Consider the following 15,020-nt stretch of genomic DNA (forward strand, 5'->3'; position numbering starts at 1 on the left):
TGAATCGTGGAGAACCTGATTGCGCTGCTGGTGGCGGCGCCCCTGCTCGGAGCGGTGGTCCTGCTGTGCGGCGGACGCCGGCTGGACGCCGTGGGCCATTGGATCGGCACGCTGCTCGCGGCCGTCTCCTTCGTGCTCGGCCTGGTGCTGTTCACCGACCTGCTGGGCAAGGGCGCCGAGGAACGCACCGTCACGCAGCACCTGTTCAGCTGGATCCCGGTGGAGGGCTTCCAGGCCGACGTCGCCTTCCGGCTCGACCAGCTGTCGATGACGTTCGTCCTGCTGATCACCGGCGTCGGCTCGCTGATCCACCTGTACTCCGTCGGGTACATGGAGCACGACGAGCGGCGCCGCCGCTTCTTCGGCTATCTGAACCTGTTCCTCGCGGCGATGCTGATCCTCGTACTCGCCGACAACTACCTGCTGCTGTACGTCGGCTGGGAGGGCGTCGGTCTCGCCTCCTACCTGCTGATCGGCTTCTGGCAGCACAAGCCGAGTGCCGCGACGGCCGCGAAGAAGGCCTTCCTGGTCAACCGCGTCGGCGACATGGGCCTGTCCATCGCGATCATGCTGATGTTCCTGTGGTTCGGCACCTTCGCCTTCGGGCCGGTGCTCGGCACCCTGGAGGAGCCCGGTCTCGCCGGGCAGGCCGGCGAGGGCAAGCTCACCGCCATCGCGCTGATGCTGCTGCTCGCCGCCTGCGGCAAGTCCGCCCAGGTGCCGCTGCAGTCCTGGCTCGGGGACGCGATGGAGGGCCCGACCCCCGTCTCGGCCCTGATCCACGCCGCGACCATGGTGACGGCGGGCGTGTACCTGATCGTCCGCTCCGCGGCCGTCTTCAACGGAGCCCCGGACGCACAACTGGTCGTCACCATCGTCGGCGCGGTCACGCTGCTGTTCGGTGCGATCGTCGGTTGCGCGAAGGACGACATCAAGAAGGCGCTGGCCGGCTCGACCATGTCGCAGATCGGTTACATGGTGCTGGCCGCGGGCCTCGGCCCCATCGGCTACGTCTTCGCGATCATGCACCTGGTGACGCACGGCTTCTTCAAGGCCGGGCTGTTCCTCGGCGCCGGCTCGGTGATGCACGGCATGAACGACGAGGTCGACATGCGCCGTTACGGCGGCCTCCGTAAGTACATGCCGGTCACGTTCGTCACCTTCGGCCTCGGCTACCTCGCCATCATCGGCTTCCCGGGCCTGTCCGGCTTCTTCTCCAAGGACAAGATCATCGAGTCCGCCTTCGCCAAGGGCGGCACCGAGGGCTGGATCCTCGGCGCCTGCGCCCTGCTGGGCGCGGCCATCACCGCGTACTACATGACGCGCGTGATGCTGATGACGTTCTTCGGCGAGGAGCGCTGGCGCAACGCGCCGACGCCGTCCCCGGCGGCGCCGGGCGTGGAGCCCGCCGCCGAGACGCGCGGCGCGTACGAACCGCCGCACCCGCACGAGTCCCCGAAGATCATGACGATCCCGATGATCGTGCTGGCCGTCGGATCGGTCGCGGGCGGTGCCTTCTTCAGCATCGGCGACCGCTTCATGCACTGGCTGGAGCCCGTCACCGGGCACGACCACGGTCACGCGCCGATCAGCGCCATGACGGTGACCGCCGCCACGGTCGCCGTGATGGTCATCGGCGTGGCGGTCGCCTGGGCCCAGTACGGGCGCCGCCCGGTGCCGGCCGTCGCCCCGCGCGGGTCGCTGCTCACCCGGGCCGCCCGGCGCGACCTGCTCCAGGACGACTTCAACCACGTGGTCCTGGTCCGCGGCGGTGAGCACCTCACCCGCTCGCTGGTCTACGTCGACCACACCCTGGTCGACGGGGTCGTCAACGGCACGGCGGCCTCCATGGGCGGCCTGTCCGGGCGGATGCGCAGGCTGCAGAACGGCTTCGCGCGGTCCTACGCGGTCTCCATGTTCGGCGGCGCGGCGGTCCTCGTCGCCGCGACCCTGCTGATGAGGGCGGTCTGATACCGATGTCCTTTCCTCTGCTGACAGCGACGGCGGCGCTCCCGGCCATCGGGGCGATCGCCACGGCCGCCGTACCGGCCGCGAAACGCACGGCCGCCAAGTGGCTGGCCCTGCTGTTCTCGCTCGCCACGCTCGCCTCGGCGATCGTCGTCCTGGTGCGGTTCGACCCGGACGGCGACCGCTACCAGCTCACCGAGTCCCACGCCTGGATCGCGGACTTCGGGGTGCGGTACGAGCTGGGTGTGGACGGCATCGCGGTGGCGCTGATCGCGCTGACCGCCCTGCTGATCCCGTTCATCGTCCTCGCGGGCTGGCACGACGCCGATCCGCTGGAGACGGGGAGCAAGAGGTGGCGGCCGACGCAGGGCTTCTTCGCCCTGATCCTGGCCGTCGAGGCGATGGTGATCATCTCCTTCGAGGCCACCGACGTCTTCCTCTTCTACATCTTCTTCGAAGCCATGCTGATCCCGCTGTACTTCCTCATCGGCGGCTTCGGGGACCGTGCCCACGAGCACGGCGAGGAGAAGGCGGCGACGCAACGGTCGTACGCGGCGGTGAAGTTCCTGCTCTACAACCTGGCCGGCGGTCTGATCATGCTGGCCGCGGTGATCGGGCTGTACGTGGTCGCCGGGAACTTCTCGCTCACCGAGATCGCCGCGGCGCGGGCCGACGGCTCGCTGGACATGGCGACGAACACCGAGCGCTGGCTGTTCCTCGGCTTCTTCTTCGCCTTCGCGGTGAAGGCGCCGCTGTGGCCGCTGCACACCTGGCTGCCCAACGCCATGCAGGAGTCCACCGCCCCGGTGGCCGTGCTGATCACTGCGGTCGTCGACAAGGTGGGCACCTTCGCGATGCTCCGCTTCTGCCTCGGGCTGTTCCCGGAGGCCAGTGAGTGGGCGACACCGGTCGTCCTCGTGCTGGCGGTCGTCAGCATCATCTACGGCGCGCTGCTCGCGGTCGGCCAGCGCGACATCAAGCGGCTGATCGCGTACGCGTCGATCTCGCACTTCGGCTTCATCATCATGGGCATCTTCGCGATGACCAGCCAGGGCCAGTCCGGGGCGACGCTCTACATGGTCAACCACGGCATCTCGACCGCCGTGCTCATGTTGATCGCCGGGTTCCTGATCTCGCGGCGCGGCTCCCGGCTCATCGCCGACTACGGCGGGGTGCAGAAGGTCGCCCCGGTGCTCGCCGGCACCTTCCTGATCGGCGGCCTCGCGACCCTCTCCCTGCCGGGGCTCGCGCCCTTCGTCAGTGAGTTCCTGGTCCTGGTCGGCACGTTCACGCGCTATCCGGTGATCGGCATCATCGCCACCCTCGGCATCGTCCTCGCCGCGCTCTACACCCTCGTCCTGTACCAGCGGACGATGACCGGCCCGGTGAAGCCCGAGGTCTCCGCGATGCCCGACCTGCGGGTGCGGGAGATCGCGGTGGTGGCGCCGCTGATCGTGCTGCTGGTCTTCCTGGGCGTCTACCCGAAGCCCGTCACGGACGTCGTGAACCCGGCGGTGGAGCACACCATGTCCGACGTACAGAAGAAGGATCCCCGGCCCGAGGTGGAGGCGGCCAAGTGAGCGCAACAGCCGTCCACAGCCTGTGGACAACGGCGGCCGACCCGATCTCGAAGATCGACGCGCCGAAGATCGAATACGGGCAGCTCGCCCCCACCCTGATCGTCGTCGGCGCGGCGGTCGTCGGGATCATGGTCGAGGCGTTCGTACCGCGCAGGTCGCGCTACTACGCGCAGATGTTCGTGGCCGTGGCCGCGCTGGCCGCCGCCTTCGCCGCGGTCGTGGCGCTCGCCGCGGACGGCTACGGCACGACCAAGGCGGGCATCGCGGCGATGGGCGCCATCGCCGTCGACGGGCCCGCCCTGTTCCTGCAGGGCACGATCCTGCTGACGGCCCTGGTCGGCCTGTTCACCTTCGCCGAGCGCCGGCTCGACCCGGAGGCGCACGGCAACCGCGTCGACTCCTTCGCCGCCCAAGCCGCGTCCGTACCGGGCAGCGACAGTGAGAAGAAGGCGGTCAAGGCCGGGTTCACCACCACCGAGGTGTTCCCGCTGCTGCTCTTCGCGGTCGCCGGCATGCTGGTCTTCCCGGCGGCCAACGACCTGCTGACGCTGTTCGTGGCGCTGGAGGTGCTCTCGCTCCCGCTGTACCTGCTGTGTGCGCTGGCCCGCCGCAAGCGGCTGATGTCGCAGGAGGCCGCGGTCAAGTACTTCCTGCTCGGCGCGTTCGCCTCCGCGTTCACGCTGTTCGGCATCGCGCTGCTGTACGGCTACTCGGGCTCGATGTCGTACGCCACGATCGCGCAGGTCGTCGACGGCACGGTGCAGGACGTCAACCCGGCGCTCGCCGACACCATGGGCAACGACGCGCTGCTGCTGGTCGGTGCCGCGCTGCTGGTCATGGGCCTGCTGTTCAAGGTCGGCGCCGTCCCCTTCCACATGTGGACGCCCGACGTGTACCAGGGCGCCCCGACGCCGGTGACCGGTTTCATGGCGGCGGCGACCAAGGTGGCCGCGTTCGGCGCGCTGCTGCGGATCCTGTACGTCGTGCTGCCGGGCCTGCGCTGGGACTGGCGGCCGGTGATGTGGGCCGTCGCCATCGTCACCATGCTGGTCGGTGCGATCGTGGCGATCACACAGACCGACATCAAGCGGTTGCTGGCGTACTCGGCGATCTCGCACGCGGGCTTCATCCTCGCGGGTGTCATCGCGACCACGCCGTCGGGCATCTCGTCCGTCCTCTTCTACCTGGCGGCGTACTCGTTCGTGACGATCGGCGCGTTCGCGGTGGTCACGCTGGTCCGGGACGCCGGCGGCGAGGCGACGCACCTGTCGAAGTGGGCGGGGCTCGGCCGTCGCTCCCCGCTGGTGGCGGCGGTGTTCGCGGTGTTCCTGCTGGCCTTCGCGGGCATCCCGCTGACCTCCGGTTTCTCCGGGAAGTTCGCCGTGTTCAAGGCGGCGGCGGAGGGCGGAGCGGCCCCGCTGGTCGTGGTCGGTGTGATCGCGTCGGCCATCGCGGCGTTCTTCTACATCCGTGTGATCGTCCTGATGTTCTTCAGCGAGCCGCGCCCCGAGGGCCCGACCGTCGCGGTGCCGTCGCCGCTGACGATGACGGCGATCGGGGTCGGCGTGGCCGTCACGGTGGTGCTGGGCGTCGCACCCCAGTACTTCCTGGAGCTGGCGGGGGACGCGGGAGTGTTCGTGCGCTGACGCGGCACTCACCGGCACGACGGCTTCGGCCCGGCACCCTTCGGGGTGCCGGGCCGAAGCCGTCGGGGCGGACCTGTGGATAACTCCGGGGCTGTCGGTGCGGACCCCTATCGTGGGGGCAGTGGTCGAGGGACGGCTCACGGGGGCACGGTGACGGGCGGTAGTGGCGGGATGACAGTGACGGAGAGCGAGGCGCTGGCCGCGCTGCATCGGGTGTTCGGGTACGACGCCTTCCGTGGTGAGCAGGAAGCGGTCATCGAGCACGTGGTCACGGGCGGCGACGCCGTCGTGCTCATGCCGACCGGTGGCGGAAAGTCGCTCTGCTACCAGATTCCGGCCCTGGTCAGGCCGGGTACGGGAGTCGTCGTCTCCCCGCTCATCGCGCTGATGCAGGACCAGGTGGACGCGTTGCGGGCGCTGGGCGTGCGGGCCGGGTTCATGAACTCCACGCAGGACTTCGACGAGCGGCGCGTCGTCGAGGCGGAGTTCCTCGCCGGCGAGCTGGACCTGCTGTATCTCGCGCCGGAGCGGCTGCGGCTGGACAGCACCCAGAACCTGCTCTCGCGCGGCAAGATCTCCGTCTTCGCGATCGACGAGGCGCACTGTGTGTCCCAGTGGGGACACGATTTCCGGCCGGACTACCTCATGCTGTCGCTGCTCGGCGAGCGGTGGCCGGACGTGCCCCGCGTCGCGCTCACGGCGACGGCCACGCACGCCACGCACCGGGAGATCACCGAGCGGCTCGGCATGCCGGACGCCCGGCACTTCGTGGCGAGCTTCGACCGGCCCAACATCCAGTACCGGATCGTGCCCAAGGCGGACCCCAAGAAGCAGTTGCTGAGCTTCCTGCGCGGGGAGCACGCCGGGGACGCGGGCATCGTCTACTGCCTGTCGCGCAACTCGGTGGACAAGACCGCCGAGTTCCTCAGCCGCAACGGCATCGAGGCGGTGCCGTACCACGCGGGCCTCGACGCGGGGACGCGCGCCAGACACCAGGCGCGGTTCCTGCGGGAGGAGGGCCTGGTCGTGGTGGCGACCATCGCGTTCGGCATGGGCATCGACAAGCCGGACGTCCGCTTCGTCGCCCACCTCGACCTGCCCAAGTCCGTCGAGGGCTACTACCAGGAGACCGGCCGCGCGGGGCGTGACGGACTGCCGTCCACGGCCTGGATGGCGTACGGGCTGAACGACGTCATACAGCAGCGCAAGCTGATCCAGTCCGGGGAGGGCGACGAGGCGTTCCGGCGGAGAGCCCATCAGCATCTGGACTCGATGCTGGCGCTGTGCGAGACCGTACGGTGCCGGCGCGGGCAGCTGCTCGCCTACTTCGGTCAGGAGCCCGATCCGGCGGGCTGCGGCAACTGCGACACCTGCCTCGTCCCGCCGCAGACCTGGGACGGGACGGTCGCGGCGCAGAAGGTGCTGTCGACGGTGGTGCGGTTGCAGCGCGAGCGCGGGCAGAAGTTCGGCGCGGTGCAGATCGTGGACATCCTGCTGGGGCGGCGCACGGCCAAGGTCATCCAGTTCGACCACGACCAGCTGTCCGTGTTCGGCATCGGTGAGGAGCTGAGCGAGGCCGAGTGGCGGGGCGTGGTGCGCCAGTTGCTCGCCCAGGGGCTGCTCGCCGTCGAGGGGGAGTACGGCACGCTGGTGCTGACCGAGGCGAGCGGGGCGGTGCTGCGGCGGGAGCGGGAGGTGCCGCTGCGCAAGGAGCCGGAGAAGCCGGCCGGGGCCCGGAGCACGGGCAGCCGCGGCGAGCGCAAGGCCAAAGCCGCTGCCGCCGAGCTGCCCGCGGAGCTGCTCCCCGCGTTCGAGGCGCTGCGCGCCTGGCGTGCCGAGCAGGCTCGGGAGCAGGGCGTTCCGGCGTACGTCATCTTCCACGACGCCACGCTCCGGGAGATCGCCACGGTGTGGCCCACGTCGGTGGCCGAGCTGGGCGGGATCAGCGGTGTGGGGGAGAAGAAGCTGGCGACGTACGGGGAGGGCGTGGTCGCGGTGCTGGCCGGGCTGACCGGGGCGGGGGACGACGGCGGCGCGGGGGACGACGGCGGCGCGGGGGACGACGGCGGCGCGGGATCCGGACCGGCGGGTGCCTCCGACGACTGGCCGGAGGGGGAGCCGGAGCCGGAGGAATGGGAGTGAGGGGGCGTCCCGGTCGGGCCGCCCGCGGTGGAGTGACGGGGCTGCGGTGACGGGCTGTCAGTTCCCCGTGTCAGGGCACGGGGCACGAGAACTCCTGAAGAATTCCGTGCGGTAGCCCGTGAGCTGGGCGTTTCCGATGATTCCCTCACGCTGGTCCTGAAGCACCTGCGGCCCGCCTACGGGCTGGGTCACGGGGGCGAAACAGTGGGATACCTGGGCGGGTATCCGGAGCTGCCGGCCGGTATGGAGTGGGACGGCGAACAGGTCTTCATCGCCTCCGTGGACCTGGCTGCCCTGCCCGGGCGTTCCCGGGACACCGAGCTGTCCCGGGAGGGCCGGGTGCTGTTCTTCGCGGAGACCTTCGACGGTCGCACCACGCTGGACCGGCCCGATGGACCGCCCGAATTCCCCTACGCGCTGTACATACCGCCGGGGACGGAGACCGTCGCCCGGGACCCCTCGTCCGCGGGCGACTGCTTCCACGAGGAGTATGTCCTCGAGCGCCGGCCGCTCGGGGCCGAGACCATCTGGGACATGGACACCACCCTGGACCCGGACGGCTTCTCCCGCTCCCCGGCGGACATGGACGCCGGGGAGCGGGAGAGCTACGAGGAGGCAGTGGCCCTGAAGGAGGCGATCGAGGAGTTCCGGTCCCTTGCCGGTCAGCTGTCCCCCTGAACCTCGACGGCTGGAGCGACCTTGAAGTTGTGCGGAGTGACGCAAGCCCAGCAGGAAGAGGTGGAGATCGAGGTCGTCGACCGGGGCGAGGCGCGGAGGAAGCGGCGTGCCGAGTGCGGCGAAGGCCCGCATCCGGACGCGTACGAGTCCGGTCTCGCCACCAGGGAAGAGCAGGAAGCCGCCTGGAAGCCCCTGGCGCAGGTCAGCCAGGCCGACCTCTTCGCCGAAGGCGACGGGGCGCTGTACCGGATGGTTCCGCGCGCGGACCTGGCCGTCCCCCGGTTCGACCGCACCGAACTGGTCTACCAGTGCTGACCTCCACGCGGTGACCGCGGAAGAGACCTCCTGCGTCTAGAAGATCTTCATCGATCTTCTAGGGCAGCGTGCTCAGCAGACCCGGGGCGAAGGTGATGAGCAGCGGGACGAGGGGAACCAGGGCCGCCGTGGCCGTCGTCAGGGCGCGGTGGCGGCGGCCGAGGCGGGGCGGGGGTTCCAGGAGACGGTCGACGCGTTCGCCGAGCAGGCGGTGGCTGGAGGCGCAGGACAGTACGCCGCGGTGCTGGTTGAGCTCGATCAGTGCCAGTGCCGTGGTCAGGTGACCGCAGCGGCGGGAGGCCGTGTCGTCGGCGGACAGTTCGACCAGGCGATGGGTCTGGTCACAGAAGTGGGTGAACAGCGGGATCCGCGGGAAGCCAGTGGCCAGGGCCGTGGAGAGGTGCAGCAGCCAGTCGTGGTGGGCGCGGGCGTGGCCGCGCTCGTGGGTGAGGACGGCGTCGAGCTGGTGGTCGGTGAGGCGCTGCAGGGCGCCGGTGGTGACGATCAGCTGGGGCGGACTGCCGGGCATCCACCAGGCGTCGGGGTAGTCGTCCTCCAGCACCAGCAGGGGACCGCGGGCGGCGGGAAGGCCGGCGGGCAGGTCGGGGGCGCGCTCCCGCAGAAGCGCCCGGGACCGGGCACGGCGGTGGCGCGCCTCGACCAGTTCGCGTCCGAGCACGGCCGCAGTCCAGGCCGCCCCGCAGGCGAGCAGCACGGTGAGGACGGCCGTCCAGGGCGAGGCGGCTGACAGGTTGTAGGCCTCGGTCACGGCGGGCGGGGCCGGAGCGAAGAGCTGGGCGCGAACGGTGCCGAAGACGGCCGCGGAGCCCAGCGCGAGAGCCGTCAGACAGCACAGCAGAACGGTGGCGACCAGGCACTGCCACACCCACAGCCCGACCACCGGCTCGCGGTCCGGCCATTTCGCCCGGGTCAGCGTCCGGGGGACGGGCACGGCGGCCGTCACGGCGACAACACTCAGCAGGAGCAGGCAGAAGGCCATGCCACGGGCTCCGGATCCTGTCGGAAGGGGCGGCTCGGGGGCGTGCGGGACGTGCGGGTCGTACGTGAGAAGGGGGTGCGCGGTCACGGATACGCACACACCGCCCGACGCCGATTATGACGGCGAAGGGCGGTGCGAGTCAGGAGGCTTCGCGAATCGGGCAGGGCCGGAAGGGTCAGGGCGCGGGGACCACCCGTCCCGTCACCTCGCCGAGGCCCACCCGCACACCGTCCGGTCCTGGCGCCCAGGCGGACAGCGTCACCACGTCGCCGTCCTCGAGGAAGGTCCGCTTGCCGTCGGGGAGTTCGAGGGCGTCGCGGCCGTTCCAGGTCAGTTCCAGCAGCGATCCGCGTTCCCGCTCGGCGGGGCCGCTCACCGTGCCGGAGCCGTACAGGTCACCGGTGCGCAGACAGGCGCCGTTGACGGTCATGTGGGCGAGCTGCTGGGCGGCCGTCCAGTACATGGTGGAGAACGGGGGCTCGGAGACGACATGGCCGTTGACCGTGACGGTGATCCGCAGGTCGTAGCCGCCGGGCTCCTCGTCCGCGTCGTCGAGGTAGGGCAGCAGGCCGTGGGTGCGCGCGGGCGGCGCGACGCGGGCCTGCTCCAGGGCGTCCAGCGGGGTGATCCAGGCCGACACCGAGGTGGTGAAGGACTTGCCGAGGAACGGGCCGAGGGGGACGTACTCCCAGGCCTGGACATCGCGGGCGGACCAGTCGTTGAGGAGGCAGAGGCCGAAGACGTGGTCGCGGAAGTCGCCGAGCGGCACCGGCCGGCCCAGCTCGGACGGCACGCCGACCACGAAGCCGACCTCGGCCTCGATGTCCAGCCGGACGGACGGCCCGAAGACCGGGGCGGCGTCCGTGGGCGCCTTGCGCTGGCCGGAGGGGCGCACGACGTCGGTGCCGGACACCACGACCGTGCCGGAGCGGCCGTGGTAGCCGATCGGCAGATGCTTCCAGTTGGGCGTCAGGGAGTCGGCGGCGTCGGGGCGGAACATCTTGCCGACGTTCCGGGCGTGGTTCTCGGAGGCGTAGAAGTCGACGTAGTCGGCGACCTCGAAGGGGAGGTGCAGGGTCACCTCGGACAGCGGGTGGAACAAGGGCTCGACGGTCTCCCGGTGCGCCGGGACGGTCACCCACGCCGTGAGCGCCCGCCGTACGTCCGACCAGGCCGTGCGACCCGCCGCCAGCAGCGGGTTGAGGGTCGGACGGGCGAGCAGGGAGGCGTACGGCGAGCCCAGGGCGTGTGCCGCCGCACCGACGTCGAGGACATGGTCGCCGAGCCGGACGCCCACGGTCCGCTCCGACGAGCCAGGGGGCGAGAAGACGCCGTACGGCAGGTTGTGCGGGCCGAAGGGATCGCCCTCGGAGACATCGAAGGGGGGCATCGGGTGCTGCCTCGCTTTCGTGTGCGCAGGTGCTCCACGTGTCTGTGGCCGTGCCACACGTTACGGGTGGGACGGCGGTCTTGGGCAGAGCCGACGTGGTGGCGCCCCTCCGCGCTTCCCCTCGCGTACCGGAAGTTATCCACAGGACGCGACGCAATCTTGACGGAGCGGTGCGAACAGGGCGACTCTGGGCGGGTGCCGGAAGGTCTCGGGGAGGGGGCGTTCCGAAGGCACACGGGGGGGCGGATGACCATGGGGGAGGCCGGCCCGCGCCCGGCGCGCTCGGGATCGCGGCCGGAACGGCTGGAAGAGACCATGCGCGGCCGGCTCGGCCGGGAATGTGTGTACGTGCCGTCCTGCAGATTCGGGCTGTTCGTGGCGTTGCGCCACTGGTGCCCGCCGGGCGGCCGGGTGCTGATGTCGCCGGTCAACGACGACGTCATCTTCTTCGTGGTGCTGGCGGCGGGGCTGCGGCCGGTGCAGGCGCCGTTGAACCCGTTCGACGGATCCATCGACATCGACGCCGTGCCCGAGGAGACATGGGGCTCGCTGTCCGCCGTACTGACGACGAACCTGTACGGCAACCCGGACCCGGCGCCGGAACTGAAGCTGCGTTGCGACGCGTTGGGCATTCCGCTGTTCGAGGACGGGGCGCACGCGATCGGCAGCACGGTCGGCGGGCGGCCGGTCGGGGCCTGGGGCGAGGCCTCCGTTCTCAGCCTTTCCAAGCATGTCGGCGCCCAGGCGGGCGGCATCCTCTCGCTCGCCGACCCGAGCCTGTCCGAGGAGGTGCGGGCCACCTGCGACGAGCTGCTCACCCCGCCCCGGCCGGCGTCCGAACTCGCTTATTTCCTAAGGCCGTACGCCGAGACCGCCGTACGAGGGCTGGGGCTTCGGCGAGCCGCCTGGGCCGCGCTGGGGCTGCTGGGGCTGACGGAGCGCGAAGGGATCAGGATGCCGCTGCGTCCGGAGGAACTGGCCCGGGCCGTCGACGCGGCCCCGGACCTGACCGCGCACGACCCCTGGGTCCGCGTCGACATGCACACCTACCGCCTGGAGTCCGGCCCGCTGCGGCTGCGGCGCATCCGGCGCAGGCTCGGACGGCTGGACGAGGTACTGCGGGCGTACCGCGACGGCACGGAACTGCTGTTGTCGACCCGGTGGGCCCGGCCCGGAGAGGGAAGCGAGGTGCAGCCGTTGTTCCGGGTGCCGCTGCTGGTGGCGGACCGGGACGCGGCGATCGCGGCACTGGCCCGGCGCGGCATCGTCGTCGGCTACCTCTACGACCCGCCCCTCGACGACTACGCGGGGAAGGCCTTCACGGACCTGTCGCCCGCGCCGGAGGCGGCCCGCTGGTTCGCGCGGCACGCGCTGCCGGTGGACCCGCTGCGGGCGAAGGAAGCCGTCGACGTGCTGGAGCGTTCCGGTGTGCGGCCGGCCGAACCGCCGGAGGATCTGGCGCGGCCGGGGACATCGGCCGACGGGCTGGGGCCGGCCCGTGACTGACACCCGGGTGCACGGGCCCGCCGCGGTGCGCGCCGGCGGCGGGCCCCGGCCCGCCGGGAACACGCCCGGCTCCGACTCCCTGTTCAAGAACGCCTACTTCCTGATGCTCAGCACGGGCGTGTCCGCCGTCCTCGGCCTGGGATTCTGGCTCGTGGCCGCCCGCTACTACTCCGAGGACGCCGTCGGCCAGGGATCCGCCGCGATCGCCGCGATGCGGCTGCTCGCCAGCATCACCGCGACCACGATGATCGGCGCCGTGGTCCGCTTCGTACCGCGCGCCGGCCGTGAGACCGGACGCCTGGTGTGGGGCGTGTACCTGGCGAGTTCGGTGGTCGTCGCGCTGGCCGCGGGCGTCTTCCTGCTCACGCTCGACCAGTGGGGCGCCTCCTACGCACCCCTCGGCACACCACTGGCCGGGGCGCTGTTCGTCGCGGCGTGCGTGGGGTGGGCACTGCTCACCCTCCAGGACGGCGTGCTCACGGGACTGCGCAAGGCCGAGTGGGTGCCGGCCGGGAACGCCGTGTTCTCCGTCGGGAAACTGGCCCTGCTGGCCGTCTTCGCGAGCACGCTGCCCGTGCTGGGCATCTTCGTGTCCTGGGCCGTGGCCATCGCGTTCTCCACACTGCCGCTCGGCTGGCTGATCTTCCGTCGGCTCATCCCGCGCCAGGCCGCCGCCGACCACGACGTGGAATCGCCCGGCCTGCGGTCCATGGGCCGTTTCCTGGCCGGTGACTCGCTCGGCGCGCTGTTCAGCCTGGCGATGATCAATCTGCTGCCGGTGATGGTCGCGGTCCGCTTCAGCGCGGCGGAGAACGGCTACTTCTACGTGGCGTACACCGTCGGCGGCACGATGGAGTTCATGGCCATCAACATGGCCTCGTCGCTCACCGCCCACGCCTCGCACGACCCGCGTCAGCTCGCCGACGGCGTGCGCGGGGCGCTGCGCCGGATGACGCTGCTGCTGGTGCCGGTGGTCGCGGTGCTGGTCGTCTTCGCGCCCCAGATCCTCACGCCGTTCGACGCGGACTACGCAGAGCACGGCTCGACCGTGCTGCGGCTGCTCGCGCTCGGGGCGCTGCCCCGGGTGGTGGTGGAGCTGTACATCGGTGTGCTGCGGGTGCAGGGGCGCACCGGTGTGCTCGCCGTTCTGCAGGGCGCGATGTGCACGCTGGTCCTGGGCAGTGCGGCAGTGCTGTTCACTCCGGCGGGGATCGCGGGGGCGGGATGGGCGGTGCTGATCAGCATGACGCTGATCGCGGCCGTCTCGGTGTTCGGGCTGCGTGCGGCGCTGCGCGACAAGACCGGCGAGATCGCGGGAGGGCCCTCCACCGCCCCCGACTACGGCACCCGCTGGGCCCGGCTGAACGCCACCGCCGGGTACGGCACGAACTGGGCGCGCCGGGCGGCGTACGAGCACAGGGGCCGGGGAGAGGACGACGACGAGGACACCGTCACGCTGTTCATCGGCCGCCCCGGCTACGAACGGGAGGCCCTCCACGCGGACACGCTGGCGTTCATCGTGCGGCCGCAGCCCCTGGACGAGCGGGAGGAGGAGCCCGGCCGCACAGAGCCGCCGCCTCACGACGAGAACGACGCCCGGAAGGAAACCCCGGGTCCACAGGGGGAGCAGGCCGCCACGGACGGGGCACGGAGCCGGGAGGGGACACCGGCTCGGGACGGGGAATCGGCCAGGGACGGGGAGGACCCCCAGGACGGAAAACCGGACGAAGACGTGGAGCCGCTCCATGACGAGAAGCCGCTCCATGACGAGAAGCCGCTCCATGACGAGGAGCCGCTCCACGATCGGGATGAGCGGGAAGAAGGGGAGGAGCCGGAAGCGCGGGAAGACGGGGAGACGGCTCCGGAACACCGGGAAGACCGGAAAGACCAGGAAGACCAGGAAGAAGCGGATCGGTTCGTCACGGCCGCCGGGGCCCGGACCGGTGGCCGTCGGTCGTCCTGGGACGTTTTCCCGCAGCCCGCCCAGCCCGCCCAGCCCGCCCAGCCCGCCCAGCCCGCCCAGTCGGCACGGAGTGCCGGAGCACCGTCGGACGTGCCCACAGGGGAGAGGCGGATACCGGCGGAGGCGAGCGGTGCGCCGTGGGCCGACGGCCCGGACGCCGGCGTGCCGACGGCACCCGGCGAGGACCCCGACCGTGGCGTCGGAGGGGTCCTGTGGGCCCTGCTCGGCCTCGCGACCCTGGTCTTCTGGATCTCGGTGCGCGCGCTTCCCTGGTCCGACGGGGCCGACGGCGGCGAGCCCACGGGGCGTCAGCTGCTGACAGAACCACCACCATTCACACTGGTCGCAGGGGGAGCGCTGCTCCTGGTCTTCGTCGCCTCGGTGACGTTGTGCAGACGACCGGTCCCCTGGCTCTCCGGTACCGCGCTGGGCTCCGCCCTGGTCGCCCTGCACGCCGCACCCGTAGCCCTCGGGTGGCGGCCCGAGCCGGTGGACGGGACGCTGTACGCCGATACGGCCCGCTTCCTCGCGGAGGCGGCGGGGCTCTTTGGGCCGGGCCCCTTGCTGCGGTGGGCGCCCCTGGTGCTCCAGTTGCTGTGTCTCATACCGATCCGGCTGCTGCTCGCTCGTACGGGCGGGTGGTTGTCGTGGCCGGGCCGCTGGGGCGTCCTGTATCTCGTGGCGGTGGCCGGCTGGATGTGGCGGCAGGCACTCGCACCGGTCGCGCTGCCGCTGCTGGTCGCGCTCCTCGGGCTCCTGCTGCTCAGCCGTGTCGTGCCGGCACCGGGGCCCGCGCACCGCGGCGGAGGCGACGGCCCGCCCGGTCACTGAG

General features: G+C 71.3%; 10 protein-coding genes. 8 read left to right on the top strand and 2 right to left on the bottom strand.

All coding sequences use genetic code 11. The annotated features are described in order from the left end of the window. Window positions 1–6: 6 nt before the first annotated feature. From nuoL to ACFXAE_RS07225, 6 genes are all read left to right on the top strand, one after another. A complete protein-coding gene (nuoL, locus tag ACFXAE_RS07200) occupies window positions 7–1,971 on the top strand; it encodes an NADH-quinone oxidoreductase subunit L (RefSeq protein ID WP_384709312.1) in 1,965 nt (654 codons plus the stop codon). A 5-nt stretch (window positions 1,972–1,976) separates the two neighbouring features. After that, window positions 1,977–3,548, top strand: a complete 1,572-nt coding sequence (locus ACFXAE_RS07205; RefSeq protein WP_384709315.1) for an NADH-quinone oxidoreductase subunit M — start codon at window positions 1,977–1,979, stop codon at window positions 3,546–3,548. After that, window positions 3,545–5,194, top strand: coding sequence for an NADH-quinone oxidoreductase subunit NuoN (gene nuoN, locus ACFXAE_RS07210; RefSeq protein ID WP_384709318.1), 1,650 nt, complete (start codon window positions 3,545–3,547; stop codon window positions 5,192–5,194). The genes ACFXAE_RS07205 and nuoN overlap by 4 nt, the downstream gene beginning before the upstream one ends. 171 nt (window positions 5,195–5,365) lie before the next feature. Further along, a complete protein-coding gene (recQ, locus tag ACFXAE_RS07215) occupies window positions 5,366–7,336 on the top strand; it encodes a DNA helicase RecQ (protein WP_384709321.1) in 1,971 nt (656 codons plus the stop codon). Between the two features lie 204 nt (window positions 7,337–7,540). Continuing rightward, on the top strand, window positions 7,541–8,014 hold the full coding sequence (locus tag ACFXAE_RS07220; RefSeq protein ID WP_384709324.1) for a hypothetical protein: 474 nt from the start codon (window positions 7,541–7,543) through the stop codon (window positions 8,012–8,014). 36 nt (window positions 8,015–8,050) lie between these two features. Beyond that, window positions 8,051–8,329 carry a hypothetical protein gene (locus ACFXAE_RS07225; RefSeq protein WP_384709327.1) on the top strand — a complete coding sequence of 93 codons (279 nt, stop codon included), beginning with the start codon at window positions 8,051–8,053 and terminating at the stop codon, window positions 8,327–8,329. Between the two features lie 58 nt (window positions 8,330–8,387). Here the strand turns inward: ACFXAE_RS07225 and ACFXAE_RS07230 are convergent, their stop codons facing one another. Then, entirely contained in the window at window positions 8,388–9,329 is a 942-nt protein-coding gene (locus tag ACFXAE_RS07230; RefSeq protein ID WP_384709330.1) for a M56 family metallopeptidase, read from the bottom strand. 175 nt (window positions 9,330–9,504) lie between these two features. Continuing rightward, window positions 9,505–10,719, bottom strand: a complete 1,215-nt coding sequence (gene fahA, locus ACFXAE_RS07235; protein WP_384709333.1) for a fumarylacetoacetase — start codon at window positions 10,717–10,719, stop codon at window positions 9,505–9,507. Window positions 10,720–10,965: 246 nt separating this feature from the next. On the opposite strand from fahA, the gene ACFXAE_RS07240 reads away from it, so the two are divergent. Further along, window positions 10,966–12,225: a DegT/DnrJ/EryC1/StrS family aminotransferase gene (locus ACFXAE_RS07240; RefSeq protein WP_384709336.1), complete on the top strand. Its 1,260-nt coding sequence runs from the start codon at window positions 10,966–10,968 to the stop codon at window positions 12,223–12,225. Continuing rightward, on the top strand, window positions 12,218–15,019 hold the full coding sequence (locus ACFXAE_RS07245; protein WP_384709339.1) for a lipopolysaccharide biosynthesis protein: 2,802 nt from the start codon (window positions 12,218–12,220) through the stop codon (window positions 15,017–15,019). Before ACFXAE_RS07240 ends, ACFXAE_RS07245 begins: the two co-directional genes overlap by 8 nt. The last annotated feature ends 1 nt before the right edge of the window (window position 15,020 follow it).

The sequence above is a fragment of the Streptomyces sp. NPDC059454 genome (assembly GCF_042749965.1).
Lineage (GTDB): Bacteria > Actinomycetota > Actinomycetes > Streptomycetales > Streptomycetaceae > Streptomyces.

What these genes read in the sequence shown, in the direction of transcription:
- ACFXAE_RS07205 (WP_384709315.1), top strand. Translation starts at nt 1,977, where the DNA reads ATGTCCTTTCCTCTGCTGACAGCGACGGCGGCGCTCCCGGCCATCGGG.
- recQ (WP_384709321.1), top strand. Translation starts at nt 5,366, where the DNA reads ATGACAGTGACGGAGAGCGAGGCGCTGGCCGCGCTGCATCGGGTGTTC.
- ACFXAE_RS07230 (WP_384709330.1), bottom strand. Translation starts at nt 9,329, where the DNA reads ATGGCCTTCTGCCTGCTCCTGCTGAGTGTTGTCGCCGTGACGGCCGCC.
- fahA (WP_384709333.1), bottom strand. Translation starts at nt 10,719, where the DNA reads ATGCCCCCCTTCGATGTCTCCGAGGGCGATCCCTTCGGCCCGCACAAC.
- ACFXAE_RS07240 (WP_384709336.1), top strand. Translation starts at nt 10,966, where the DNA reads ATGACCATGGGGGAGGCCGGCCCGCGCCCGGCGCGCTCGGGATCGCGG.